The 25744-nt window shown below is 52.9% G+C and carries 28 protein-coding genes; 10 read left to right on the top strand and 18 right to left on the bottom strand.

What is annotated here, in order from left to right; translation table 11 throughout:
• Positions 1 to 25 precede the first annotated feature (25 nt).
• The gene (locus V6E55_RS07390; protein ID WP_114977244.1) at positions 26 to 691 is read right to left on the bottom strand and encodes a MarC family NAAT transporter; all 666 of its coding nucleotides are present in this window, start codon (positions 689 to 691) and stop codon (positions 26 to 28) included.
• Between the two features lie 256 nt (positions 692 to 947).
• Between V6E55_RS07390 and marR the strand changes: the two genes are divergently transcribed.
• From marR to marB, 3 genes are read left to right on the top strand one after another with little or no spacing between them, the layout of a single operon-like run.
• Complete coding sequence (gene marR / locus V6E55_RS07385; protein WP_114977245.1) at positions 948 to 1382, top strand: multiple antibiotic resistance transcriptional regulator MarR; 435 nt, start codon at positions 948 to 950, stop codon at positions 1380 to 1382.
• 20 nt (positions 1383 to 1402) lie between these two features.
• Positions 1403 to 1783, top strand: coding sequence for an MDR efflux pump AcrAB transcriptional activator MarA (gene marA, locus V6E55_RS07380; protein WP_008502237.1), 381 nt, complete (start codon positions 1403 to 1405; stop codon positions 1781 to 1783).
• 32 nt (positions 1784 to 1815) lie between these two features.
• Positions 1816 to 2034 carry a multiple antibiotic resistance protein MarB gene (marB, locus tag V6E55_RS07375; RefSeq protein ID WP_129995816.1) on the top strand — a complete coding sequence of 73 codons (219 nt, stop codon included), beginning with the start codon at positions 1816 to 1818 and terminating at the stop codon, positions 2032 to 2034.
• 31 nt (positions 2035 to 2065) lie between these two features.
• On the opposite strand, the gene eamA is transcribed toward marB, so the two are convergent.
• Positions 2066 to 2971, bottom strand: coding sequence for an O-acetylserine/cysteine exporter (gene eamA / locus V6E55_RS07370; protein ID WP_316942493.1), 906 nt, complete (start codon positions 2969 to 2971; stop codon positions 2066 to 2068).
• Positions 2972 to 3164: 193 nt separating this feature from the next.
• On the opposite strand from eamA, the gene ydeE reads away from it, so the two are divergent.
• On the top strand, positions 3165 to 4358 hold the full coding sequence (gene ydeE, locus V6E55_RS07365; protein ID WP_316942492.1) for an efflux MFS transporter YdeE: 1194 nt from the start codon (positions 3165 to 3167) through the stop codon (positions 4356 to 4358).
• Positions 4359 to 4404: 46 nt separating this feature from the next.
• Here ydeE and zinT read toward each other — a convergent pair whose 3' ends face one another.
• The 7 genes from zinT to V6E55_RS07330 form a co-directional block, all read right to left on the bottom strand.
• A complete protein-coding gene (gene zinT / locus V6E55_RS07360; protein WP_316942491.1) occupies positions 4405 to 5046 on the bottom strand; it encodes a metal-binding protein ZinT in 642 nt (213 codons plus the stop codon).
• Positions 5047 to 5098: 52 nt separating this feature from the next.
• Entirely contained in the window at positions 5099 to 5797 is a 699-nt protein-coding gene (urtE, locus tag V6E55_RS07355; RefSeq protein WP_114977249.1) for an urea ABC transporter ATP-binding subunit UrtE, read from the bottom strand.
• Between the two features lie 9 nt (positions 5798 to 5806).
• A complete protein-coding gene (gene urtD / locus V6E55_RS07350) occupies positions 5807 to 6604 on the bottom strand; it encodes an urea ABC transporter ATP-binding protein UrtD (RefSeq protein WP_114977250.1) in 798 nt (265 codons plus the stop codon).
• Positions 6604 to 7677: an urea ABC transporter permease subunit UrtC gene (gene urtC, locus V6E55_RS07345; protein WP_114977251.1), complete on the bottom strand. Its 1074-nt coding sequence runs from the start codon at positions 7675 to 7677 to the stop codon at positions 6604 to 6606. Before urtC ends, urtD begins: the two co-directional genes overlap by 1 nt.
• Positions 7677 to 9251, bottom strand: coding sequence for an urea ABC transporter permease subunit UrtB (gene urtB / locus V6E55_RS07340; RefSeq protein WP_236920642.1), 1575 nt, complete (start codon positions 9249 to 9251; stop codon positions 7677 to 7679). Before urtB ends, urtC begins: the two co-directional genes overlap by 1 nt.
• Before the next feature lie 24 nt (positions 9252 to 9275).
• Entirely contained in the window at positions 9276 to 10547 is a 1272-nt protein-coding gene (urtA, locus tag V6E55_RS07335; protein ID WP_108089932.1) for an urea ABC transporter substrate-binding protein, read from the bottom strand.
• A 286-nt stretch (positions 10548 to 10833) separates the two neighbouring features.
• On the bottom strand, positions 10834 to 11247 hold the full coding sequence (locus tag V6E55_RS07330; RefSeq protein ID WP_129995823.1) for a rhodanese-like domain-containing protein: 414 nt from the start codon (positions 11245 to 11247) through the stop codon (positions 10834 to 10836).
• Between the two features lie 73 nt (positions 11248 to 11320).
• On the opposite strand from V6E55_RS07330, the gene ftrA reads away from it, so the two are divergent.
• On the top strand, positions 11321 to 12322 hold the full coding sequence (gene ftrA, locus V6E55_RS07325; protein WP_129995824.1) for a transcriptional regulator FtrA: 1002 nt from the start codon (positions 11321 to 11323) through the stop codon (positions 12320 to 12322).
• A gap of 158 nt (positions 12323 to 12480) precedes the next feature.
• On the opposite strand, the gene V6E55_RS07320 is transcribed toward ftrA, so the two are convergent.
• Positions 12481 to 12843, bottom strand: a complete 363-nt coding sequence (locus V6E55_RS07320; RefSeq protein WP_114977256.1) for a hypothetical protein — start codon at positions 12841 to 12843, stop codon at positions 12481 to 12483.
• Between the two features lie 253 nt (positions 12844 to 13096).
• Between V6E55_RS07320 and V6E55_RS07315 the strand changes: the two genes are divergently transcribed.
• On the top strand, positions 13097 to 13327 hold the full coding sequence (locus V6E55_RS07315; protein ID WP_114977257.1) for a DUF2554 family protein: 231 nt from the start codon (positions 13097 to 13099) through the stop codon (positions 13325 to 13327).
• On the opposite strand, the gene V6E55_RS07310 is transcribed toward V6E55_RS07315, so the two are convergent.
• The gene (locus tag V6E55_RS07310) at positions 13324 to 15288 is read right to left on the bottom strand and encodes a peptidase U32 family protein (RefSeq protein WP_316942490.1); all 1965 of its coding nucleotides are present in this window, start codon (positions 15286 to 15288) and stop codon (positions 13324 to 13326) included. The genes V6E55_RS07315 and V6E55_RS07310 overlap by 4 nt on opposite strands.
• 80 nt (positions 15289 to 15368) lie before the next feature.
• Entirely contained in the window at positions 15369 to 15896 is a 528-nt protein-coding gene (locus tag V6E55_RS07305) for a helix-turn-helix domain-containing protein (protein ID WP_129995826.1), read from the bottom strand.
• 92 nt (positions 15897 to 15988) lie between these two features.
• Here V6E55_RS07305 and V6E55_RS07300 point away from each other — a divergent pair, with 92 nt between their 5' ends.
• Positions 15989 to 17158: a benzoate/H(+) symporter BenE family transporter gene (locus tag V6E55_RS07300; RefSeq protein ID WP_316942489.1), complete on the top strand. Its 1170-nt coding sequence runs from the start codon at positions 15989 to 15991 to the stop codon at positions 17156 to 17158.
• Here V6E55_RS07300 and V6E55_RS07295 read toward each other — a convergent pair.
• The gene (locus V6E55_RS07295; RefSeq protein WP_316942488.1) at positions 17135 to 18010 is read right to left on the bottom strand and encodes a helix-turn-helix transcriptional regulator; all 876 of its coding nucleotides are present in this window, start codon (positions 18008 to 18010) and stop codon (positions 17135 to 17137) included. The two genes, V6E55_RS07300 and V6E55_RS07295, sit on opposite strands and share 24 nt — an antisense overlap.
• 174 nt (positions 18011 to 18184) lie before the next feature.
• On the opposite strand from V6E55_RS07295, the gene V6E55_RS07290 reads away from it, so the two are divergent.
• Positions 18185 to 19081: a DMT family transporter gene (locus V6E55_RS07290; RefSeq protein WP_114977262.1), complete on the top strand. Its 897-nt coding sequence runs from the start codon at positions 18185 to 18187 to the stop codon at positions 19079 to 19081.
• 35 nt (positions 19082 to 19116) lie between these two features.
• Here V6E55_RS07290 and V6E55_RS07285 read toward each other — a convergent pair whose 3' ends face one another.
• Both V6E55_RS07285 and V6E55_RS07280 read right to left on the bottom strand, forming a co-directional pair.
• Positions 19117 to 19791 (bottom strand): DUF3313 domain-containing protein, encoded by a 675-nt coding sequence (locus V6E55_RS07285; RefSeq protein WP_114977263.1) that lies wholly within the window; start codon positions 19789 to 19791, stop codon positions 19117 to 19119.
• 135 nt (positions 19792 to 19926) lie between these two features.
• Positions 19927 to 21522, bottom strand: coding sequence for an ABC transporter substrate-binding protein (locus tag V6E55_RS07280; protein WP_316942516.1), 1596 nt, complete (start codon positions 21520 to 21522; stop codon positions 19927 to 19929).
• Between the two features lie 111 nt (positions 21523 to 21633).
• Between V6E55_RS07280 and pepT the strand changes: the two genes are divergently transcribed.
• A complete protein-coding gene (gene pepT / locus V6E55_RS07275) occupies positions 21634 to 22863 on the top strand; it encodes a peptidase T (RefSeq protein WP_316942487.1) in 1230 nt (409 codons plus the stop codon).
• Here the strand turns inward: pepT and tehB are convergent.
• Entirely contained in the window at positions 22860 to 23453 is a 594-nt protein-coding gene (tehB, locus tag V6E55_RS07270) for a tellurite resistance methyltransferase TehB (protein ID WP_316942486.1), read from the bottom strand. The genes pepT and tehB overlap by 4 nt on opposite strands.
• Before the next feature lie 134 nt (positions 23454 to 23587).
• Here tehB and ydcK point away from each other — a divergent pair, with 134 nt between their 5' ends.
• Positions 23588 to 24568: a YdcK family protein gene (gene ydcK, locus V6E55_RS07265; RefSeq protein ID WP_114977267.1), complete on the top strand. Its 981-nt coding sequence runs from the start codon at positions 23588 to 23590 to the stop codon at positions 24566 to 24568.
• Here ydcK and rimL read toward each other — a convergent pair.
• On the bottom strand, positions 24563 to 25102 hold the full coding sequence (rimL, locus tag V6E55_RS07260; protein WP_316942485.1) for a 50S ribosomal protein L7/L12-serine acetyltransferase: 540 nt from the start codon (positions 25100 to 25102) through the stop codon (positions 24563 to 24565). The two genes, ydcK and rimL, sit on opposite strands and share 6 nt — an antisense overlap.
• Before the next feature lie 11 nt (positions 25103 to 25113).
• Entirely contained in the window at positions 25114 to 25731 is a 618-nt protein-coding gene (locus V6E55_RS07255; protein WP_316942484.1) for a hypothetical protein, read from the bottom strand.
• Positions 25732 to 25744 lie beyond the last annotated feature (13 nt).

Raw genomic sequence — 25744 nt, 5'->3', positions numbered from 1 at the left:
GCGAAGCCGCCACCCGGCAATGAACTTAATGGTACGTTTTAATAATTTCCAGCACGCCGTTAATAATAAACTGCACGCCCATACAAACCAGTAAGAAGCCCATCAGACGGGAAATCGCCTCGATACCGCCCTTGCCTACCCAGCGCATAATCGCACCAGAGCTGCGCAAAGACGCCCACACGATGATGCCGATCAACGCAAAAATCAGCGGCGGAGCAACGGCGACAACCCAGTCAGGAAACGTCGAGCCATCACGTACCGTGGAGGCAGAACTGATGATCATCGCAATCGTCCCCGGCCCCGCCGTACTCGGCATGGCTAAGGGCACAAAGGCGATATTCGCACTCGGTTCGGTTTCCAGCTCCTCGGATTTACTGGTCGCTTCCGGTGACTCATGCGCTTTTTGCGCCGGGAACAGCATACGGAAACCGATAAAGGCTACAATCAGCCCCCCGGCGATACGCAGGCCAGGGATAGAAATCCCAAAGGTGTTCATCACCAGTTGTCCGGCGTAGTAAGCCACCATCATGATGGCGAATACATACACGGAGGCCATCATCGACTGATGATTGCGCTCGGCGCTGTTCATGTTCCCCGCCAGCCCGAGGAAGAGCGCAACCGTCGTTAATGGGTTAGCCAACGGCAGCAATACCACCAGCCCAAGACCAATTGCTTTCATCAAATCCAACATAGTGCGTCGTTGTCCTTATCCATATTTAACACAGCAATTATAGGGGGAAAGTGTGACGTTCATCCATCTGCTCAACGTAACGATTATTTTCCTCCGTGAACAATTACTCCTGGTTATCTATCTGATTTGAAAGACCTCAAAAAACGTGTATGAAACGTTTTAGCAATTCGTGGCATCGGTTAATTCATTCAGTTGACTTATACTTGCCTGAGCAATAATATCCGCCGTGACTAAACTACTTGCCAGGGCAACCATTGTGAAAAGCACCAGTGATCTCTTCAACGACATTATTCCACTGGGTCGTCTTATTCATATGGTCAATCAGAAAAAAGATCGCCTGCTCAATGACTATCTGTCACCGCTGGATATCACCGCAACACAGTTCAAAGTGCTGTGTTCCATTCGCTGCGAAGTGTGTATCACGCCGGTTGAGCTGAAAAAGGTGCTCTCTGTCGATCTGGGCGCATTAACCCGCATGCTGGATCGTCTCGTCTGCAAAGGATGGATAGAACGAAGCCCTAACCCGAATGACAAACGCGGCGTACTGGTCAAACTGACCGACGATGGCGCAGCGATGTGCGAACAATGTCATCAATTAGTAGGACAAAAATTACATCAGGAACTCACAAAAAACTTAACGGCAGATGAAGTGGCAACCCTTGAGCTTTTGCTTAAGAAAATACTGCCGTAAACAGAATAAGAGGTATGACGATGTCCAGACGCAATACTGACGCTATCACCATTCATAGCATTTTGGACTGGATCGAGGATAACCTGGAATCACCGCTCTCCCTTGAAAAAGTGTCCGAGCGTTCAGGTTACTCCAAATGGCACCTGCAACGGATGTTCAAAAAAGAGACCGGCCATTCATTAGGTCAATATATTCGCAGCCGCAAGCTGACAGAAATTGCCCAGAAACTGAAAGAAAGCAATGAGCCGATCCTTTATCTGGCGGAGCGTTACGGATTTGAATCGCAACAAACCCTGACGCGTACGTTCAAGAACTATTTTGACGTGCCACCTCATAAGTACCGAATTACCAGCGTGCCGGGGGAATCCCGATACCTGTATCCGTTAAAACATTGTAGTTAATCATCGCCTTTAAAGACGTAACCGAGGAAATCATGAAAGCTATCGCCTCCGCCGCCCTTGCCTTGCTGGTGCTGTTCTCCAGCCAGACCTTCGCGGAGCAAACCCCTCGTGCAACGCAGCAAAATAATCCTGATACGATGATTTTGCCGTCAGCACATGGCCAGTCACCTTATGATTTCAACCACATGGGTGCTGGTAGCGACAAGTCCGACGAATTAGGCGTGCCTTATTATAATCAGCACGGCCTCTGATTCGTTTTGCCCCGCAGATGCGGGGCTTTTTTTATGCCTTTCCACTGACCCGCGTCGCCCGACGCACGCGCAAACCAAAGACATTAATATACAACCCGGCCATGATCAGCACAGCGCCAAGCAGTTGCAGCGCGCTCAGCGTTTCATTCAGCAAGAGTGTCGCACTGGCAAGCCCCACCACCGGAACCAGCAGCGACAGCGGTGCGACCCGCCAGGTTTCATACTTGCCGAGCAGTGAACCCCAGATCCCATAGCCGATAATGGTGGCCACAAACGCCAGGTAGAGTAGCGACAAAATCGTGGTGAGATCGATTTCAACCAGGCTGTTCAGCATCACATCCGGACCATCCAGAATAAACGACGCCGCCAGAAACGGGATTATCGGGATCAGTGCACTCCAGACCACCAGCGACATAACCGCCGGGCGCGCCTCATGCTGCATGATCAATTTGTTGAAGATATTCCCGCAGGCCCAGCTCAGCCCCGCCGCCAGTGTCAGCATAAAGCCGAGCAGTGCCACATCCTGACCATTCAGACTGGCTTCAATCAGTACCAGCACGCCAAACACCGCGAGCGTGATCCCCGCCAGCTGTTTGCCCTGCAGACGCTCACCAAACACAAACGCGCCGAGAATAATGGTAAAGAACGCCTGCGCCTGTAACACCAGCGAAGCAAGTCCGGCCGGCATTCCGAACTTGATGGCACAGAAGAGAAACGCGAACTGGCCAAAGCTGATGGTCAGGCCATAGCCCAGCAGCAGTTTCAACGGGATTTTAGGACGGGCGACGAAAAAGAGTGCCGGGAACGCCACCAGCATGAAACGTAAACCGGCCAGCATCAGCGGCGGCATGTTGTGCAACCCCAGCTTGATGACTACAAAATTGAGACCCCATACTACGACCACCAGCAACGCCAGCAGCCCGTCTTTACGCGTCATACCCTGCCCCTGAAATATTAATTATTTGTTAACACTTCAAGGTAACAGAAAAAAGCGCGCTGCGAGAAGATCATTAATTCTGGCAGTAAGACTAAGCACTTACGGATAAATTAGGTGCTATACAAGCCCCTTATGTCGTGATACTCCTTTTAGGACACCACAAAAAAAGCATAAGCAATTGTCGGGCAGGAATATGAAACCATCTCTCAGGCGCTCAACCGCAGCGCTGCTGGCATCATCATTGTTGTTAACAATCGGTCGGGGGGCAACGCTGCCGTTTATGACCATTTATCTCACGCGCGTCTATAGCATGAGCGTCGAGAATATTGGTTATGCCCTGACGATTGCACTGACTATCGGCGTGGTGTTCAGCCTGGGATTTGGCATTCTCGCCGATAAGTTTGATAAAAAACGCTACATGCTGATCGCGATCGTGGCCTTTATCGCAGGATTTGTCGCGATCCCGCTGGTCAATAACGTCACGCTGGTGGTGCTGTTCTTTGCGCTGATCAACTGCGCCTATTCCGTCTTTTCGACGGTGCTGAAGGCCTGGTTCTCCGATGTGCTCACCGCTAGTCAGAAAGCGCGTGTCTTCTCGCTGAACTACAGCTTTCTGAATATTGGCTGGACGATCGGGCCGCCCATTGGCACCCTGCTGGTGATGTACAGCCTGCAGTTGCCGTTCTGGCTGGCCGCCTTCTGTGCCGCACTGCCGCTCGGATTTATCCATTTCTTCGTGCAAAAAAGCGTCGCGCTGGATACCGCCGAGGAGAAAATGCCCTGGCAGCCTTCAGTGTTGCTGAAAGACCGCGCCCTGTTCTGGTACACACTTTCCGGCCTGCTCGCCTCCTACGTTGGCGGATCGTTCGCCAGCTGTATTTCGCAATATGTTCTGGCCGCACATGCAGACAGTGATTTCGCTGAAAAAGTGGTCGCCGTGGTATTGCCCGTGAACGCCGCCGTGGTGGTGACGCTGCAATATGCGCTGGGCCGCAAGATCTCTGCCAGCAATATTCGCCCGCTGATGACCCTCGCAACCCTGTTTTTTATTGTGGGACTCGGCGGCTTCATGCTCTCCGGAGAGAACCTGATTTACTGGGGTATCGCTGCAGCCATCTTTACGCTCGGCGAAATCATCTATGCGCCGGGTGAATATATGCTGATCGACAATATCGCTCCACCCGGGATGAAAGCGAGCTACTTCTCCGCGCAGGCGTTGGGGTGGCTGGGGGCAGCAGCAAACCCGATGATCACCGGTATTATCCTGACCAACCTGCCGCACTGGTCGTTATTTGTGATTATGATGGTCGCCATTGTCATTGCCTGGCTGATGATCTTGCGCGGGATGAGCGTGAAGGCGTGGTGCGAAACACCCAACGTAGCGTAGCTCATGTAGGCCGGGTAAGGCGTAGCCACTACCCGGCCCTAAAGCATTAATGGTGTAACATCTCCTCCACCACCTGCTCTTCGTACATTTCATTCGGATAATAGGTCGGCCAGTTATCCATCTCTTTCAGCAGCGCCTCGTGAGAGGTACTACCCATAAAAATATGGAAATGCGAAGACGCTTTCGGCGCGATGATATGGTCGCTGAACTGGACAAACTTCGGTGCCTGACTGTTGGCATCTTTGCATTCAAACAGATAGCGAACCCCTTTTTTGCCGGATGTGTAGGTCAGGATTTTGTAGCCGCTGTAATCATAATGACAGCTGCTGACTTCTTTACCTTTATGGAATTCCATGACGTTATTTTCGATGCCGAAGGCATCCACATCCGTCGCGTAACCCGTGCGGTAGTAGGCTTTCACCTCGTCGAAGGACTTGCTTTGATCTTTCTGGGCTTTTTGTTTAAAAACCGGATCCAGCGCGCCATCAAGAAGGAAAGGATATACGGACTGCCAGGTACCGTCCCAGTCGGACAACTTTCTGTCCCTGACGTCTTTATCTTCAAAGACGCCGTTCGCTGCCTTCTGTTCCGCTTCAGTCATCTGGTGTCCATGCGAGTGGGCAAACAGCTGGCCGTTGACCAGCATCGCCGCCAGAGTCATTGCAAATTTGCCAATATGTGTAGCCAAAACAAAACCCTCACTCCGTTTTATAAGAGCGAGAATGTTATAATATAACATCTCAAATCGCAACCAGGCCGCGCACGCCCTCCTGCTCCATGTTTTTTCCCCGTCCACGCTGAATGATGGTGCCGCGCGACATCAGCAGATAGCTGTCTGCCAGCTCGGCGGCAAAATCATAAAACTGCTCGACCAGCAGGATCGCCATATCTCCCCGGTCTGCCAGAGTGCGGATCACCTGGCCTATCTCTTTTATGACTGAAGGCTGTATACCTTCTGTGGGTTCATCGAGGATCAACAATTGCGGGCGGCTTGCCAGCGCTCGACCAATCGCCAGCTGTTGCTGTTGTCCTCCGGAGAGATCGCCCCCACGTCGCTGTTTCATCTCTTTAAGCACCGGGAACAACTGCCAGATCTCTTCCGGGACCTGCTTTGCATCGCGGGCAGAAAACCGCGACAGGCCCAGCAGCAGATTCTCTTCAACAGTTAAGCGCGGGAAAATTTCGCGCCCCTGCGGGACATACGCCACGCCTGATTGCACCCGCTGGTGCGGCTTGCTATGGGTGATCTTTTTCCCCTGCCAGATGACTTCTCCGGTTTTCGCCGGGATGAGACCCATGAGGCACTTCAGCAGCGTGGTTTTCCCGACGCCGTTACGCCCCAGCAAACAGGTGACTTCGCCAGTGATGGCTTCAAAGCTCACACCACGCAGAATATGGCTGCCGCCATAATATTGATTCAGTTCGTTAACCTGTAACATCACCGCTCCTTAGCGTCCCAGATAGACTTCAATCACCTGCTCATTGGCCTGAACCTCGCGAAGCGATCCCTCCGCCAGCACGCGCCCCTGGTGCAGTACCGTCACGTGATCGGCAATGGTTTCCACAAAGCCCATATCGTGCTCCACCACCATCAGAGAATGCTTGCCCGCAAGCGTTTTGAACAACTCAGCGGTATATTCGGTTTCTGCATCGGTCATCCCGGCCGCCGGCTCATCCAGCAGCAACAGATGCGGATCCTGGACCAGCAGCATGCCGATCTCGAGGAACTGTTTTTGCCCGTGCGAAAGTAGCCCGGCCAGGCGGTCACGTTCACTACTCAGCCGCAGCAAAACCAGCATCTCATCAATGCGATCGCGTTGCTCACCGTTGAGTTTTGCCCGCAGGCTCGCCCAGACGGATTTATCGGTTTTCATGGCAATCTCAAGGTTTTCCCACACCGTCAGCGCTTCAAATACCGTCGGTTTCTGGAATTTGCGCCCAATCCCCTGGCGGGCAATGGCGGCGGGCTCAAGCAGAGTCAGGTCAATGGACTGGTCGTAAATCGCTTTACCGCTTTTCGGCCGTGTTTTGCCAGTGATCACATCCATCAGCGTGGTTTTACCGGCGCCGTTCGGCCCAATTACGCAGCGTAACTCGCCCACGCCGATGTTCAACGTGAGATCCGTCAATGCCTGAAATCCATCAAAGTTAACGTTGATCTTATCCAGTTGCAGCACCGGGTCAGTCTGCTCGCGGTAGCGATCACCAGGTAACTGACGGGTGAATAATCCTTCGGCTGGCTGCATTATTTCTCTCCCTTACGAAACAGACCGTAGACGCCACGTGGCAAAAACAGGGTGACAGCGATAAAAATCATCCCGAGAAACAGTTGCCAGTATTCCGGCATCGCGACCGTGAAAACACTCTTTGCCCCATTCACCAGCGCAGCGCCTATCACCGGGCCCACCAACGTGCCACGTCCGCCGAGCGCTACCCAGATAGCCGCTTCTATCGAGTTTGTCGGCGACATCTCTCCTGGGTTGATAATGCCCACCTGCGGAACGTAGAGTGCCCCTGCCAGGCCACACAGCACCGCAGAAAGTGTCCACACCAGCAGCTTGAACCCGCGAGGATCGTACCCGCAAAACGTCAGGCGGTTTTCGGCATCCCGTACAGCAGTCAAAATGCGGCCAAACTTGCTCTTCGCCAGCGCAAATCCGGTGCCCAACGCCAGGAGTAGTAACAACACGGTTGCCAGAAACAGCGCAATACGCGTGGTCGTTTCCGTCACCGAAAACCCCAGCAACGTGGTGAAACCGGTAAAGCCGTTATTACCGCCAAAACCGGTTTCGTTGCGAAAGAACAGCAACATGCCCGCATAGGTCAGCGCCTGGGTCATAATCGAGAAGTAGACCCCTTTGATCTTCGAGCGGAAGGCAAACCAGCCAAACACCAGTGCCAGCAAGCCTGGCACCATGACAATCAGTACCAGCGTCCAGGCAAAGTACTGGGTTCCCCACCAGAACCACGGCATTTCGGTCCAGGAGAGAAACGACATAAACGCAGGCAAACCGTCACCTGCGGCCTGACGCATCAGGTACATGCCCATCGCATAGCCACCCAGCGCGAAGAAAATGCCGTGTCCCAGGGACAACATCCCGGCATAGCCCCACACCAGATCCAGCGCCACCGCAACGATGGCATAGCAGAGGATCTTACCGGTCAGCGTCAGCATCCAGGTCGAAAGCGCCAGCGGATGCGTCGCAGGCAGCAAGGCAAAAAACGGTAATATCAGCAGACACGCCACCAGCAGGCTGCCGACAATCTGAATGGTTCGTGGCGCTTTACGCGCCAGCGTTAAGGTGAGTGGCTGGCTCATCAGTCAATAACCCTCCCTTTCAGTGCAAACAACCCCTGCGGTCGTTTCTGAATAAACAGAATGATCGCCACCAGAATGAGAATCTTGCCCAGTACTGCCCCCATCTGCGGCTCAAGGATTTTATTAAAGATCCCAAGACCAAAGGCTGCGGCCACGCTGCCTGCCAGTTGGCCTACGCCACCGAGAACGACCACGAGGAAAGAGTCGATGATATAGCCCTGACCCAGCTCAGGCCCAACGTTCCCAAGCTGAGATAACGCCACGCCGCCTAACCCGGCAATGCCTGAACCAAGCCCGAACGCCAGCATATCAACACGCCCCGTCGGCACCCCACAACAGGCGGCCATGCTGCGGTTTTGTGTCACCGCACGCACGTTAAGTCCCAGACGGGTTTTATTCAGAATCAGCCAGGTGAAGAACAGCACCAGTAGCACGAACCCCAGCACCACTATGCGGTTCCACGGCAACGTCAGGTTAGCAAAGACCTGCACGCCGCCAGACAACCATGCCGGGTTTGCCACCTCCAGGTTCTGAGCGCCAAACGTCATGCGCACCAGCTGGATAAGCATCAGGCTGATCCCCCATGTCGCCAGCAGCGTTTCCAGTGGACGTCCGTACAAATGACGGATCACGGTACGCTCCAGCACCATCCCGATACCCGCCGTCAGGCAGAACGCCACCGGCAACGCGATAACCGGGTAGAGCGCCAGCCACTGGGGAGCAAACCCGGCCATCGCCTGCTGCACCATCCACGTGGCATACGCACCCAGCATCAGCATCTCGCCGTGGGCCATGTTAATAACACCCAGCAGGCCGTAGGTGATGGCGAGCCCAAGCGCCGCCAGCAGCAATACCGACCCCAGAGAGAGTCCCATAAACGCCTGCCCCAGCAGATCGCCCCACATCAGGCGATGCTGGATCTGGCTAAGGCTTTCTTCTGCGGCCGCGCGAACCCCGGCGTCAGGTTCGGTCTGCACCTGCGTAAACGGTGTTAGCCTGGACTGCACATCCGGATCGTCGGACTGACCTAACAGCTCGACGGCCTTGCGGCGCACCTCTGCCTGCGGGCTTGCCAACTGAAGATTCGCCACCGCCAGCAGCAGCGCCTGACGCGCCACATCATCGGTTTCACTCTCAACCCGTGTTTGCAGGAAACCGAGCATTCCGGGCTGAGCATCACGCTGAAGCTGGCGAGCCGCAGCACGCCTTTCCGTGACACTGTCACTCACAAGCTGATGTGTTGCAATGGCTGTTGCGGCAAGCACCCGCAGCCGGTTGGTCAGACGCACGGCTTTGGTTGGCCCCTCTGCAGTTTTGGTTTCCCCCAGCGGAATGATGTCGCCATTACGTTGTACAAACGCGTGCTTTTGACTGTCGGTGTAGAGGTTTTCATCTTGCAGAGCCTGAAGCAGCGGTAACCTTGCTGCATCCGGCGTTGCAGCCCACTGCGTCAACAGGTCAGCCTGCTGGCTGCGACTGGCGGCAACAAAACGATCGGCATCCGATGCCTGCGCCATCCCTGGCAGCAGACCGGCAAGCCACACAATAGCGATGATCGTGCGCATGACGTTCATGGATTATCTCCCTGCGGTAATGGCTTAGTTGCTGGCGGTTTTCATCGGCTGATCGGGCTTTTTGTCATTCCCGGCAATGAACGGACTCCACGGCTGGGCACGTACCGGCTGTTCAGTCTGCCACACCACGTTAAACTGACCGTTCCCTTCAATTTCACCGATCATGACCGGCTTATGCAGGTGATGGTTGGTGGCATCCATGGTGAGCGTAAAGCCTGAAGGGGCTTTGAATGACTGGCCTGCCATCGCCGCACGCACTTTATCCACATCGGTGGTACCGGCTTTTTCCACCGCCTGTGCCCACATATGGATACCAACGTAAGTGGCTTCCATCGGATCATTCGTGACCACGGTGTCGGCATTCGGTAGTTTGTGTGCTTTCGCATAGGCTTTGTAGTCTGCTACGAATGCCTGGTTGGTTGGGTTATCCACGGACTCAAAGTAATTCCACGCCGCCAGGTTGCCGACCAGCGGTTTGGTGTCGATCCCGCGCAGCTCTTCTTCGCCTACGGAGAATGCCACTACCGGTACGTCGGTCGCTTTCAGGCCCTGGTTGGCCAGCTCTTTGTAGAACGGTACGTTGGAGTCGCCGTTGATGGTCGATACCACGGCGGTTTTACCGCCTGCGGAGAATTTCTTGATGTTGGCGACAATGGTCTGGTAGTCGCTGTGACCAAACGGGGTGTAAACTTCTTCGATATCCTTATCCTCAACCCCTTTCGAATGCAGGAAGGCACGCAGGATCTTGTTGGTCGTACGGGGGTAAACGTAATCGGTACCTAACAGGAAGAAGCGTTTTGCCCCACCGCCGTCTTCACTCATCAGGTATTCCACCGCCGGGATCGCCTGCTGGTTCGGCGCCGCGCCGGTATAGAAGACATTCGGTGACATCTCCTCACCTTCATATTGCACCGGATAGAACAGCAGGCCGTTCAGTTCTTCAAACACCGGCAGAACCGATTTACGCGATACCGATGTCCAGCAACCGAACACGACCGCGACTTTATCCTGACTTAACAGCTGACGAGCTTTCTCAGCAAACAGCGGCCAGTTCGACGCCGGGTCAACCACTACCGGTTCCAGCTTTTTACCCAGTACGCCCCCTTTGGCGTTGATCTCATCAATCGTCATCAGCGCGACATCTTTCAGAGGCGTCTCGGAGATAGCCATCGTGCCGGACAGAGAATGCATAATGCCCACTTTGATGGTATCGGCCGCTTGCACGCCAAAACTCATTCCCATAGCAACAACAGAAGCTGACAACGCGAAGGCTTTCAATAAGGTACGACGGTGCATATTTTCACTCCTGAAAAAGAACGCTGTGCGAAGACGTCCGTTACGGCGTGGACGCGGAAAAAAATGTGCCAGCTAAGCAGGAGCAAAAAGGATGCCAGAATGGAAAAAGCGCGATTGCAGGGAAAGTGAAAGCAGGATGTAAAGAGAACGTCTCAGAATGATACAGCGCTGCACTTTTATAATGCAGCGCCGGAGATGAAGGGTTTGCCAGACTTCGCTGGCGATCTGCGTCACCAGACGTGTCTTTATCCCTTCGGCAAACGAGAATCTTTCACGAAATTCATCTTCATAGCGCGGCAGCGGTTTCGCTGCTGGCAAAGGCGAACTTTTCATCTTCCCAGCCGGTGATCCCCCCGAGCATAATTTTGACCGGTAGCCCGAGTCGTGCCAGCTTAAGCGCCGCTCTGTCCGCGCCGTTACAGTGCGGCCCGGCGCAGTAGACAACGAAAAGCGTACCTTCAGGCCATTGCGCCATGCGCTCAGCAGTCATCTGGCTACGCGGCAGGTGTAATGCACCCGGCACATGACGGCGCGCAAACTGCTCCGGACTCCCTACTACGTGCAGCAGCACAAAGTCTTGTTCCTGGTTGACGATGGCATGATGCACATCAGCGCAGTCGGTTTCGACGCTCAGGCGACGCAGAAAATGGGTGACAGCTTCCTGCGGTTCCGCAGCCGGAAATTCAGTAACATAACTCATGATACTTCCTCATCTTTGGCGTTTGTGTTAACACTACTCTATCCACAAATTCAGCCCGTGAATGCCCACGCGTATGCCAGAAAACAGCAAAAAGATGACAAACTTAAGACAGATAACTCGGCCGCTGGTGGTTGTGCTGGCGTATGACGGTCTGTGTACCTTTGAGTTTGGCGTGGCGGTGGAGATATTTGGTCTGCCACGCCCTGAACTGGGGGACGAATGGTATCGTTTTGCGGTGGCGGGTATTGATAGCGGTGAACTTCGGGCAACCGGTGGGATCCGTATCATAACCGACGGCGATTTAAGCCTGCTTGAATCTGCCGATCTGATCGTGGTTCCTGGCTGGAGAGGCCTGGATTCACCTGTCCCGGACACACTTTGCGAGGCATTACGCCAGGCCAGCGCGCGAGGCTGCCAGCTGCTGTCCATCTGTTCGGGGGTCTTTGTGCTGGCGGCGTCGGGGTTGCTGAACGGACGTAAAGCCACGACGCACTGGCGTTATCTTGACGCGCTTACAGCCCGTTACCCTGACATCCAGGTGGTCGAGGATGTACTCTATCAGGATGAGGGAGATATTCTTACCTCCGCAGGCAGTGCGGCAGGAATTGATCTCTGCCTGCACGTTGTACGACGGGATTATGGAATGGAAACGGCCAATAGCGTTGCGCGTCGGCTGGTCATCCCCCCTCACCGGGACGGGTCTTTACCACAGCAACTGAGTCGCCCGGTGGCGCAACTACGGGAGAGTCAACGACTGGGCCAGTTATTCGATTTCCTGCACAATCACCTCGCCGTTTCTCACAGCGTTGACTCGCTGGCGCGTCGCGTCGGTATGAGCCAGCGCACCTTTCTGCGCCGCTTTGAGGCAGCGACAGGCACCACACCTGCGCGCTGGCTGCTCAATGAACGACTCTTGAGGGCGAAAGATTATCTGGAAAGCAGCCGTTTAAGCATCGACAGCATTGCTGAGCAAACCGGATTTGGTCAGGCCGCCACCCTGCGCCACCATTTCCGTCAGCAGTTCGCGCTTTCCCCCGCCCAGTATCGTAAACAGTTTGCCCGGCCCGCGCGCTGACAGCCCGTTTACAGGCAAAAAAAACCGCCATTATCTGGCGGTAAATGCTTGCATGGATAGATTTGTATTTTCATGTCTACGTCCCGACACTCCATGGTCGGGCGGCGGATCAATGACAACCTAGCATGCCTGAACTCAACAAAAGCTAAACAGAGCCATTAACCCGCTTTGGTATTGATTTGCAAATAACGCATCAGCCCCTGTTCAGCACTCTCTTTTGCATCATCGTTGATTGCTTCCAGATAGAATGGGCGCGATACACCATAAGGCGCTCTGTCGGCTGAGAAAACAGCAAACTGGAATGTTTTACCTTTCGACGGATTGGTACACCCTAATTCCCAATGCTGGTCATCAATTTTCTTGCTATTACACGCTACGCGTCCGTAATCACTGGTTAAATATGAACCGACCCGTGCTTCTGCTGACTGGATATAATCCGGCTCGCCACTCCAGTTAACATTCATACCTACAACAGCCCCAACGGCAACGACCAGAAGCGCTATTGACATGACTTTTTTCATTGAATCAGATCCATTCCTTTGCCAGAGAAGTCTTATTATATAAGATTAGTCCTTAAATCACTGCCATATTTTGATACCAAATTTTAGGATATGACAAAAATAATTCGAATTTTAGGATAAATCCGCACCACTACCCGGAAATAAATCCTGTCGAAGACGATGACATATTCTTTGCGCTAATTTGAAAAAGCCAATAATAACCCTACGAAACTACGTGCATGCTGGCGGGGAATATTTCTCTAAGGGTAAGTCAATGCTAAAAAAGGGGTTAACGCTCGTCATGCTGGTCTGCGCCCTTTTCTCCGGCCAGCTGATGGCGGGACATAAAGGCCATGAATATTTGTGGGTGAAAAATGTCGAACATCAACTTCGTCATGAGGCAGACAGTGATGAATTACGCAGTGCAGCAGAGGAATCAGCGGAAGGTTTGCGCGAACACCACCTGTGGCAGAAATCGCGCAAACCGGATACACACTTTCGTTAATTACCCTTGCGTTTAGGCAGGGTTTTCATTAGTTCGTCCGGGCTTACTGAGGCTACGACACTGCCCGGTGCTGGCATTTTGAAAATATGGTTTTTCATCTTGCCAATTACATGCATTTCACAAGGGCGGCAGTCAAATTTGAGGGTCAACACCTCGTCACCATTCACCAGTTGCATAGGTGTGGCCTTCCAGCTCTTGATGTTCCCTTTAGCCTGTTTTGGACACAGGTTAAAGGCAAAACGGAGGCAGTGCTTGGTGATCATCACCGGCACATCACCCTTCTCTTCATGCGCTTCATAGGCTGCGTCGACCAACTGCACGCCATGACGATGATAGAATTCACGTGCTTTATGGTTGTAGACGTTAGCCAGGAATGATAAATGCGTATCCGGGTAAACAGGTGCAGGGACGGCTTCGGCTTTACGGCTACCACGCGGGTAATTAGCCAGACGAGCTGCATCGAGCATTTCCGCCGTCTCACGACGGAACTGGTTAAGCAGACTGTTTGGCACGAAGAGCGCGTCCGGCAGATTTACCTCAATGTTACGCGCGTAGTAAATTGTCTGCCCCAGCTTCGCCACACCCTCTTTCAGGTTGTTTAGCGCTTTTTCCGCATTGTTGGCGACCTCAAACTGGCCATCAAGAGTATGCGTCACGCTGATGCCGTCTTCACAGGTCATGGTCAAAATCAGCTGCTCTTCCCAGCCGCCCAGTTCAATATCCACCGCGATGCGACGCTCGCTGGAGGTTTTCAGCAGTGCCTGCTGCCAGTTATGATCCAGGTTACGGTTTAGTGCTGCGTTCGGTCGCGCTTTATGGAGATCGGCTGGCATTTCATTCGGCCACACGCGATAGCGATTTTCTCCGGTTTTTTCGACCGTATTGGCACGGAAACCGACCACTTCGCGTTTGATCATTACGTTCAGACCATCGCCGTTCGCCAGTGGCTCCGTCACTTCCACGTCCAGATGATCCTTCGCCACTTTCAGTACTTCACCGACCGGCAAGCCGATAAATTTCGGCGAGTCAAACGCACCGATGTCACCTTTACGGGCATTCACGAAATAGTCTGTACTGCCACGGTGGAAGGTTTTATCTGTCGACGGAATAAAGAAATGCTCGGTACGACCGGCTGACGCGCGTGCCAGGTCGCCACGATCTTCAATAATGGCATCCAGCATCTGACGATAGTGCGCGGTGATGTTCTTCACGTAGCTCATATCTTTATACCGCCCTTCAATCTTGAAGGACCGCACGCCTGCATCAATCAGCGCACCAAGGTTGGCGGTCTGATCGTTATCCTTCATGGAAAGCAGGTGTTTTTCAAACGCCACCACGCGCCCCTGATCGTCTTTCAGAGTGTACGGCAGGCGACACGCCTGAGAGCAATCGCCACGGTTAGCGCTACGCCCGGTCTGGGCGTGAGAAATGTTGCACTGGCCGGAATAGGCCACGCACAACGCGCCGTGGATAAAGAACTCAATCGTCGCGTCTGTCGCCTGGTGGATATCACGGATCTGGTTCAGGTTCAGTTCACGCGCCAGAACGATCTGCGAAAAGCCGACGTCGGAGAGGAATTTTGCCTTCTCAACGGTGCGGATATCACACTGGGTACTGGCGTGCAGTTCAATTGGTGGGATATCCAGCTCAAGAACGCCCATATCCTGAACAATCAGGGCATCAACCCCGGTCTGGTAGAGATCGGTGATCAGACGTTGCGCAGGTTCCAGCTCATCATCATGAAGAATGGTGTTCAGGGTCACGAACACTTTCGCCCCGAAACGGTGGGCGAACGGTACCAGTTCAGCAATATCGCGCAGACTGTTGCTGGCGTTATGGCGGGCACCGAAGCCAGGACCGCCAATGTAGACGGCATCTGCACCGTGAAGGATCGCTTCACGGGCAATGGCGGCGTCGCGGGCCGGGCTTAAAAGTTCAAGATGATGGGATTGCAGGCGCATACTTCGTCGTTATCCGTTATGGTCAAAATGGCGGCTATTGTAGTCAGAAGTATGCGACAGCGAAACAGTTTTGCGTAGTGTTAGCGGGGATAATGGATCAGGGAGTGAAAATGCACCACCCGGTCGCTGCTGTTGCGGTACGCGTGGGGTTTGTCCCCGGCAAAACGGATGCCTGAATCGGCTGGAATTGTCTGCCACTCCCCCTCCAGTTGCATCTCCAGCTCGCCGCTTACCACCACCACATGTTCAATCACCCCCGCTTCATGCGGTGTGGACTCGCTCAGCGCGCCAGGAGCCAGGGTAATGGAGAAATGATCAAACTTCAGCGTCTCATCCCACGGGAACAGCGGTTTTACCACCATGGCCTGCTGCTGCGGGTCAAAAACAGCCTGCTTGTCCGCCTCTGGGGTGATAAAGGTGGAAAACGGTACGTTCAGTCCTGTGGCGATTTTCCACAATGTCGATACCGTCGGGCTGGATTCATTGCGCTCGATTTGCCCGAGCATCGCTTTTGAAACCCCTGTCTCTTCTGCCAGCTTCGACAAACTCCAGCCGCGATCCTGGCGCAGTGTTTTCAGTGTGGTTGCAAGATGTTGTGTGATGTCCATGTTCCCTCCTGGTGATGATGAGCATACCACTTGTACGCTATAACGCACAGTGTTACCTTATCTCGGACGTTATAACGCACAACGGAGTTTTCATGCGCGCTTCTTCAACACACTTTGTTCCAGCCGTTCTGGCGGGTTTTGTCGCCGTCCTGGTCGGCTACGCCAGTTCTGCTGCCATCATCTGGCAGGCCGCAGCAGCAGCTGGCGCAAATGCGCAACAGATTGCGGGCTGGATGACGGCACTCGGGATCGGCATGGGAGTCAGCACGCTGCTGCTTTCCTGGTGGTATAAAGCGCCAGTGCTTACCGCCTGGTCAACGCCCGGTGCGGCGCTGCTCGCAACCAGCCTGCACGGTGTCACGCTGGCTGAAACAATCGGCGTGTTCGTCTTTGCCAATGCGCTCATTTTACTCTGCGGCATCACCGGGTTATTCGCCCGGCTGATGAAGCTGATCCCCCATTCGCTTGCTGCTGCCATGCTGGCAGGGGTGCTTTTGCAGTTTGGTCTGCATGCGTTTGCCCATCTGGAGGGGCACTTTCTGGTGTGCGGAAGCATGATTGCCGCGTGGCTAATGGCAAAAGCACTGGCACCCCGCTATGCCATTGTGGTTACGCTTCTGGCAGGCGGCATCATGGCCTGGGCGGGTGGTGACGTTGTCACGGATAAATTCACCCTTTCCCTCGTTATGCCAGAGTTTATTGCCCCCTCCTTCACCTTCACCAGCCTGGTGAGCGTGGGTATCCCTTTCTTCCTGGTGACCATGGCCTCCCAAAATGCCCCCGGCTTCGCCACGATGAAGGCCTCTGGCTACCCACTGGCGGTTTCGCCGCTCATCATCTTTACGGGCGGGCTGGCACTATTGTTTTCGCCTTTTGGCGTCTTTTCCATCTGTATCGCGGCGATAACCGCCGCCATTTGTCAGAGCCCGGATGCGCACCCGGATGCCGCTAAACGCTGGCTGGCAGCCATCGCAGCCGGGGGATTTTATCTGTTAGCCGGTATTTTCGGTGGTTCTATTACTGCGATCATGACGGCGCTACCGCTCAGTTGGATCCAGACGCTGGCAGGTCTGGCGTTACTGGGGACCATCAGCGGGAGTCTGTATCAGGCACTGAATCACGAAGCGGAACGTGACGCGGCGATAGTCACATTTCTGATGACTGCGAGCGGTGTGACACTCCTGGGCATTGGTTCGGCATTCTGGGGACTGGTTCTGGGAGGAGTATGCTACGCCCTGTTATCCCGCACTCGCCGCACGTAGCTGTGAAGGCGTCATTCCCGTCACGCTGCGAAAGCGGTTACTGAAGTGGCTGGCGGAGTTAAACCCACAGGCGAGCGCAATGTCCGTCAGCGGCGTCGCAGTATGTTGTACCAGCGCTTTCGCCTTTTCCATTCTGCGCTGCATCACATACTGATGCGGCGCCAGCCCCGTCGACTGGCGAAACATGCGGGCAAAATGGTATTCGCTGAGGGCGGCCTGCGCCGCCAGCTCTGCCAGCGTCAGGGGCTGCCCCAGGTTCTCTTCGATAAAGGCCAGCACATTGCGCAGAACGAACGGGGATAACCCGCCCGTGACGACCGGCAGTTTCCACTGAACGTTAGAGTAGTTTTGCAGCAGATGGGTTAACAGCAGCGTAGAGGCCGTGCTCAGAGTAAGCTGGTTGGCGTGCTGCTGCCAGTCGCAGCCGAGTAAAAACTGGCGGTACAGCGCAGTTATCTTCGGATCGCTGCCGAATATACGCTCGTCCAGGGTCAGCGAAAGTGGCCGCTTGTCCCAGATTTTTTCCCCCACGTCGCGCAGATGTTCATCGGTGCAGTAGAGATGCACAAACGACAGGTCATCCCGGATATCCCACGTTGATTCGCTCTCTTTGGGCATCAAACAGAAACGATCCGGACCGCCACCGTTTTTCCAGCCGCCCGGCGTTTTTTGATAACTTTCGTAACCGTCAGCCACGTACAGACTAAGGGTATGATGATTGCTTTTTACCGTTATCGTATCGTGCTTGTTGTACCACGCGGCCAGCTGAATACCCGAGTTCAGCGAGACGGTTTCCCGCAGGACCGCATTCTGTTGGCACAGCGTTTCAAAGGTATCGTAAGCGTGAGACATAACCGTTAGCGCGTTATTGATCAGATAATCAGTCTAAGAATTGTTGCCGCCCGTTGCCAGCCCCCATAAAAGAAAAAAGCGCAAGATTTTGCAAGTCTACCGCAAGCCGGTGCAATCCCCTTGCGGCTCAGCACACCATACTGCCCACTTCCGTGGTTTGAGAAGAGAAAAAGTATGAACGCATTATTATACGGACTGGTGGTAATTATCTGGGGAACTACCTGGATTGCAATTTTCCTGCAGCAAGGTCCTGTGGCATCGCCCGTATCCATTTTCTGGCGTTTCGCGGTTGCCAGCCTCACGATGATGGTGGTGTTACTCGTCCTGCGTCGACTGCGCAAACTGGCGCTGCGGGATCATCTGTTTTGCTTACTTCAGGGATGCTGCGTTTTTTGCTTTAACTTCTGGTGTTTTTATACCGCGGCCTCGCACATCAACACCGGGCTGGAATCTGTGATTTTCTCAATGGCGGTGCTCTATAACGCCATCAACAGCTTTATTTTCTTCGGGCAACGTCCGCCTGCGCGCTTCTGGACCGCAGCGGCTCTGGGGCTAATTGGTATTATCACCCTCTTCTGGGACGACCTTCTGGCCAGCGGCTGGAGCGCGTCACTCCTGACAGGTATTGGTCTTTCCGCACTCGGTACCTACGGCTTCTCGCTGGGCAATATGATCAGCATGCGTCATCAACGCAAAGGCCTTGAAACCATGACCACCAACGCCTGGGCGATGCTGTATGGCACACTGGTGATGGGCTGCATTGCCCTCTTCAGAGGCGACAGTTTCACCCCGGAATGGACGGTGAGCTACATTGGCGCGCTGCTCTATCTGGCCCTGTTTGGTTCGGTGATTGCTTTCGGCGCTTACTTTACGCTGGTAGGACGTATCGGCCCAGGTAAAGCGGCCTACAGTACGCTGCTCTTCCCACTGGTCGCCCTCTCCATCTCAACGGTTTATGAAGGTTACGTGTGGCATATAAACGGTATCGTCGGGTTATTGCTGATTCTGGGGGGGAATATGGTGATGTTTACTAAACCCGAAACCTGGTTCAGGCGCTTACGAACAGCGTAAATAAATAAGGCCTGCGCAATGCAGGCCTTTCCTGGTTATTTCATGGTCTTTTTCACATCAAACATGGTGGCATCGGTCGCCATGTCATCAACAACCTGTTTCAGAGTTGCAAAGCCCATTGGGGTATTTTCGTTAGCCAGCTCTTTGCCTTCGCCTTTACGAACGACTTTAATGACAGGCTTGCCGGTTTTCGCATCAATCAACTCACCTTCAAAATACAGGTGGGTATCCATGGTACGGTGACCGCTCGCCATTTGCGTACCTGCAACAACCAGTGCCACTGGCACCACTTCATAGAACTGCAAACCTTCTTGCTTAGAGGTTACACCGGTAATCGCACCACGGAAGATCAGGCTACGCGGCCCTGGTTTGGTAACGATCGGTTTACGCTGACCAATCGAGGTTTTCATTTTGTTATTGGTATAGCTCAGCAACTCATCCAGTGTTCTTTGACCAATCTGCGTGGTTGGTTTTGGAGCCGGATAATAAGTAATCGGGTTCCAGACAATATTGTCATAATTGGCTTCGTTATATGACGGATCAACCCAACGTAAGGTCGGTTTACCCGTTGCAGAAGTTGTTTCCTTTAAACCAGAATAGTCTTTTAAAAAGCCTGAGTATTGATCGGGAGCAGCCACTTTTGATGAACAACCCGCCAAAGCCAACAGACCAGTAAGCACTGCAACTTTTAAAAAAGTTTGAGTACGCATGATGGTTTTCCATGTTATCTGCAAGTATGCATTTGAAGTTATAGCAAAAGACTGGGGTGAGTGTTGTGACAAAAAATGATGTCGGGAGCACAAATTGCAAAAAGACTGCCCGGATGTGCACCGGGCAATGAAAAATTACTGATGTATATCCAGTTGCCAGAACAGATGTTTACCAAACGGGTCAATTTCATACCCCGTCACCTCTTTGCGCACCGGTTCGAAAATCGTTGAATGCGCAATCATCACCGCTGGCATCTGGTCATGCATCATCTGCTGAGCCTCTTTATAGAGCGCCACACGTTTATCGTGATCGGTTATTGATTTTGCCTCCGCAATAATTTTATCAAACGGCTTATAGCACCACTTCGCCGAATTCGAACCGCCATTTGCAGACGTGCAGGTAAATAGCGGACCAAAGAAGTTGTCCGGATCGCCCGTTGCGGTCGTCCAGCCCATCAGCGCAGCCTGATGTTCACCTCCCTTCACGCGCTTGAGGTATTCCCCCCATTCATAGGTGACAATGTGAGTTTGTACGCCCACTTTCGCCCAGTCGGCCTGAATCATTTCGGCCATACGTTTCGCATTCGGGTTGTACGGACGTTGCACCGGCATTGCCCACAAATCAATGTTCACCCCGTTAGCAAAACCCGCTTCCTTCAGCAGCGCTTTTGCCTTTTCTGGATCGTAATCGTAATCCTTAAGTTCACTGTCAGCGCTCCATACGCCTGGCGGCAGCAGGTTCTTCGCGGCAGTCCCCGTGCCATGGAACACCGCGTCAATAATGGCTGATTTGTTGATGGCGATGGCCAGCGCCTGGCGAACCTTAACGTTATCCAGCGGTGGCTTTTGCGTATTAAACGCCAGGAAACCTGTGTTCAGGCCTGCCTTGCTCATCAGGTTGATGTCTTTGTTCGCCTTCATACGCGGCAAATCGGCTGGGTTCGGGAACGGCATCACCTGACATTCGTTCTTTTCGATTTTGGCAAAACGTACTGAAGCATCCGGCGTGATGGTAAACACCAGCCGATCGAGCTTCGATTTACCCTGCCAGTAGTCTGCAAACGCAGTGAAGAGAATGCGGGAGTCCTTCTGATACTGTGTGAGTTTAAACGGCCCGGTGCCAATCGGCTCCATATCCACCTTTTCAGGAGTCCCCGCTTTCAGCATCGCGTCGGCATACTCCGCAGAGAGGATCGAGGCAAAATACCAGGCCAGATCGGCGACAAATGGCGCTTCCGGGTGTGCCAGCGTAAAGCGCACGGTGTGGTCATCGACTTTATCAATGGCGGTGATCAGGCTGCCAAACTCCAGACTTTCAAAATTGGAATAGCTGCCATTAGAGACGTTATGGTAAGGATGATTCACATCTTTCTGCCGCATAAACGAGAAGATCACGTCATCAGCGTTAAAGTCCCGGCTCGGCGTGAACAATTTATTACTCTGGAATTTCACCCCCTTACGCAGATGGAAGGTATAGACTTTACCGTCGTCGCTCACCTCCCAACGCTCTGCCAGGCTGGGTACCAGCTCCGTGGTGCCAGGTTTGAAATCGACCAGCCGGTTATAAACAGGTACGGCACTGGCATCCACGCTGGTACCCGACGTGTATAACTGAGGATTGAAGTTTTCCGGTGATCCTTCGGAACAATACACCAGCGTTTTTGCGGCGACCGTGGAACTGACGGTGAGTGCAGCAAGAGCCAGCGTTAAGATTGTGAGTTTGCTTTTCATCATTTATTCCTGTCTTTTTAATTCGACGGCTAATTAATTCTTTTGCCATCTCATAAATAACATTAAAGTGAAGTGGCAAACACCTGAAAAATAAATAAGGAATAAATCACTATGGGCTCGTCACTTTCCAGACAATTAACGCACCGCTTTTTTCGCTATCTCTCCATCACCAGCCAGAGCGATGCCAAAGTAAAAACGCTGCCCTCTACGCCAGGCCAGCACGACATGGCGCGAGAACTGGCACAAGAGCTGGCGCAACTGGGGTTAGACGACATTGTGATTGATGAATTCGCCACGGTGACCGCGGTGAAAAAAGGCAACGTCGCCGGTGCGCCGCGCATTGGTTTTATTACCCATATTGATACCGTCGACGTGGGTTTATCGCCCGATATTCATCCGCAGATATTAACATTTACAGGTGAAGACCTCTGTCTGAATAAAGACAAAGACATCTGGTTACGCGTAAAAGAGCATCCTGAAATTCTGGCCTATCCGGATGAGGAGATTATTTTCAGCGACGGAACCAGCGTATTAGGCGCAGATAATAAATCAGCCGTTACCGTCGTTATGACCGTGCTGGAAAACCTGACGGCAGAGCATCAGCATGGCGACATTGTGGTTGCATTTGTCCCGGATGAAGAAATTGGCCTGTGCGGCGCGAAGGCGCTCGATCTGAAACGCTTCAACGTTGATTTTGCCTGGACAATTGATTGCTGCGAGCTGGGGGAAATTGTCTATGAAAACTTTAACGCCGCGGCAGCGGAGATCCGCTTTACTGGCGTGACGGCACATCCCATGTCCGCCAAAGGCGTACTGGTGAACCCCCTGCTGATGGCGACCGACTACATCAACCATTTTGACCGTCAGCAAACCCCAGAGTGTACCGAAGGTCGTGAGGGGTATATCTGGTTTAACGGCATTCAGGCGGGACAAAACGAGGCCGTCCTCAAAGCGAATATCCGTGATTTTGATAAAACGCGTTTTGCCGCCCGTAAGCAGCAGATTGCCGACGTCGCAGCGCTGATTGCTGCTCAGTATCCAACAGCAAACGTCGACTATCGCATTGAAGATACCTACAGCAATATCAGCAATGCGATTGGCGAAGACAGGCGTGCTATCGACCTGATGTTTGAAGCGATGGAATTACTCGGCATCACGCCTAAACCGACGCCAATGCGCGGCGGTACAGACGGCGCGGCACTCTCAGCAAAAGGACTGCTCACACCAAACTTCTTCACCGGGGCGCATAACTTCCACTCGAGGTTTGAATTTCTGCCGTTGTCGTCGTTCGAGGCCTCTTACCAGACTGCCCTGCAACTCTGTCTGCTGGCCGCCCGTTAAGCAGGTTTGCGTGCCAGCAGGGTGGCAAAGCGCAACTTAATGCGGTTACCGTTTTCATCGGTGCGGTGCAGTTCGCCAACGTCTTCGTTGTATTTGAGCAACTCCCAGCCTTCATAGTAGTTGCTCAGTTCACCCGTTCTAAACGCAAACGGGAAGCCGACGGTACACGGATAATCAGTCGTATCCATGGCGGCGACAATCAGGTTGTGGCCGCCTGGTGTAGTGCAGCGCTGCATATTAGCGATAAGACCCGGGATGGTTTTTGCATCCAGGAACATCAGCACGACAGTGGACAAAATAAAATCATATTCACCGTCGAAACTCAGGGTGTTGAGATCTTTTATCGCCGTGTGGAGGTTGTCGATCCCTTCTTCAGCCTTGATGCGCTCGATATTATCAATGCTCATCGGGTTTTTATCCCAGGCTGTCACCTCGTGGCCGTTAGCGGCAAGGTAGAGACTGTTACGGCCATTGCCACAGCCCAGATCCAGGGTTTTACCCAGCGTAACGATATTAGCGCTGAACAGCACTTCTGAGTGCGTGCGGGTTAAGCCATATTTCCCTGTGAAGTAATTCTCATCGACGGTCATTATTTTTCCTGATCCTGCATAAGTTGAAAGTGCATTTTGAATGCCATTTTAAGTCGTTTACCGTCCGCTTGCCAACCGTTCGAAAATCGAAAAATTTGCTACGTTTAGTTAAGACGCCTATCAGAGACATCAAGATGAACAAATATCGCCTTAGCGATGATACACGCCTCTGGCAATGGAAAAACGGCGAGACAACCCACTCGACCACGTTGCGACAGATTATCGCCACGACTGATTTTAACGACGTGACGGTCGGTACAAAAGGCGGATGGATTGACGATGAACGCGCCCTCGCACAAGACGGTGACTGTTGGATCTACGACGAAAACAGCGTGGTCTTTGCCGGTGCGATCGTGTCTGGCAACGCACGGCTTACCCTGCCTTGCATCATCAGCCATGAAGCGCATATCGGCGACAATTGCTGGCTGGACGAGGCTGAAGTCAGCCATGGGGCACGAATAAGTGACAACGTCACCATTCAGCACTCCTGTGTGCGGGGTGAGTGTCATATTTATGGGGAGGCTCGCGTGCTTCATAACAGCGTGGTCATTGCCGCCAAAGGCCTGACCCCGGACAATGAACAGATCCTGCAAATCTACGATAACGCGACAGTCAGCCAGTCACGCATTGTGCATCAGGCGCAAATCTACGGTGATGCGATGGTGCATTATGCCTTTGTTGAGCACCGAGCCGAAATATTCGACAACGCTATCCTTGAAGGCAACGATGTGAATAACGTCTGGGTATGCGACTGCGCAAAGGTCTATGGCAACGCCCGCGTGATTGCCGGTTTTGGCGAGGATGCTATTCCTACCGTGCGCTACAGTTCTCAGGTCGCGGAGGATGCGGTGGTAGAAGGAAACTGCATCATTAAACACCACGTCCTGATTGGTGGTCAGGCATGGTTGCGCGGCGGGCCGATCATGCTGGATGATAAAGTGGTGATTCAGGGACGGGCGAGGATCAGCGGTGATGTGCTGATTGAGCATCGGGTTGAAATCACCGACGATGCGGTGATTGAAGCGTTTGCCGGTGAGAATATTCATCTGCGCGGCGAAAAGGTGATTAATGGCAACCAGCGCATTACCCGCACGCCCCTGCTGGGCGCGCTATAGCGTATAAATCTTGCCGTAGATGTTCACATCATCGAAATGACCATTCAGGAATTCCGCTTCCCGCAGGCAACCTTCCAGCGTAAAACCGTTGCGCAGGGCAACTTTGTTGCTGTGCTGATTCGCGACCCGACACTTAATCACAAAACGACGGATTTCACCGCATTCAGCGTAGTAACGCATAAACGCCTGCAATGACTGAGAGAGGATCCCCTGCCCCTGATGTGCTTCATCCAGCCAGTAGCCGATATACCCGGCTTTGTTGGCCGGTTCAATCGTGTTAAACGACAGCACGCCGATCAGCCCATCATCCTTAAAGATCAAAAACATTTTGGCGTAGCCACGCTGGTGCAGCATCTGGTTACTCTGCACGTTACGGCGGGTATCTTCTTCGCTGCCCACGTGCTGCGCCCAGTCAAAGGCGGTTTGCAGAAAGGCTCTGTTTTTGACGACGAGGCTGTGCAGTTCAGCGGCATAACGCTCTTCGACGGCGCGAAGTTCGATGTCGCGGGTAACGGGGATGATTTCAGATGCCATAATACCTCTTGTTAGCGCATTTTATTCTTTAAACAAGTATGCTTTTTCACGGTGCTAAGCTTTGTTACTCTGATGGCTTCTTGCTCTAGTGCATCAAAATTTGCTGAGCAAATCTTAAAGTAATCATTACCAGTAAACGGATCAGGGTGAACGGTACTAAGTTCATTATTTATCGAAGAACAACCGGAAGAATGCAGGCAAGTTGAGTTAGAGGGGTTCATTTTACTACTTACTTCACTTCTTTTAAGCAAATTTAGAACATAGCCTTCAGGGTTGGCATTCAGCCAGTTTTTATATTGCACTTCGCTGTTAAAAAGTTCTTCACTGTGAAATCGCACAACGGAGGCATTACGCCCAGTAATATATTTCATCGCAGCCAGAAGATAGGAGGCTTTGAAAGTCACATCCTGGTAGTCTTTCGCTAACAAACTTTCAGCTTCTTCAAACCGCTCAACAAATGCTGCAACCTCTTTGGGATCGACACGGCTAATATTATCTTTTCCATTTCGAACAAACAGCTTTTGCTCTTCAGTATAGAGAGTGAAAGGAACATTCCTTGCTCCAGTGAACAGCTCGACGGGTTGGGAGAAATATTCCAACATTAGATGATAGAAATCTTTATAAGCCATGGTTCTGTCTCCC

The sequence above is a fragment of the Enterobacter sp. 342 genome (genome assembly GCF_036663495.1).
Lineage (GTDB): Bacteria > Pseudomonadota > Gammaproteobacteria > Enterobacterales > Enterobacteriaceae > Enterobacter.
This window is presented reverse-complemented; position numbering and strand designations above follow the sequence as displayed.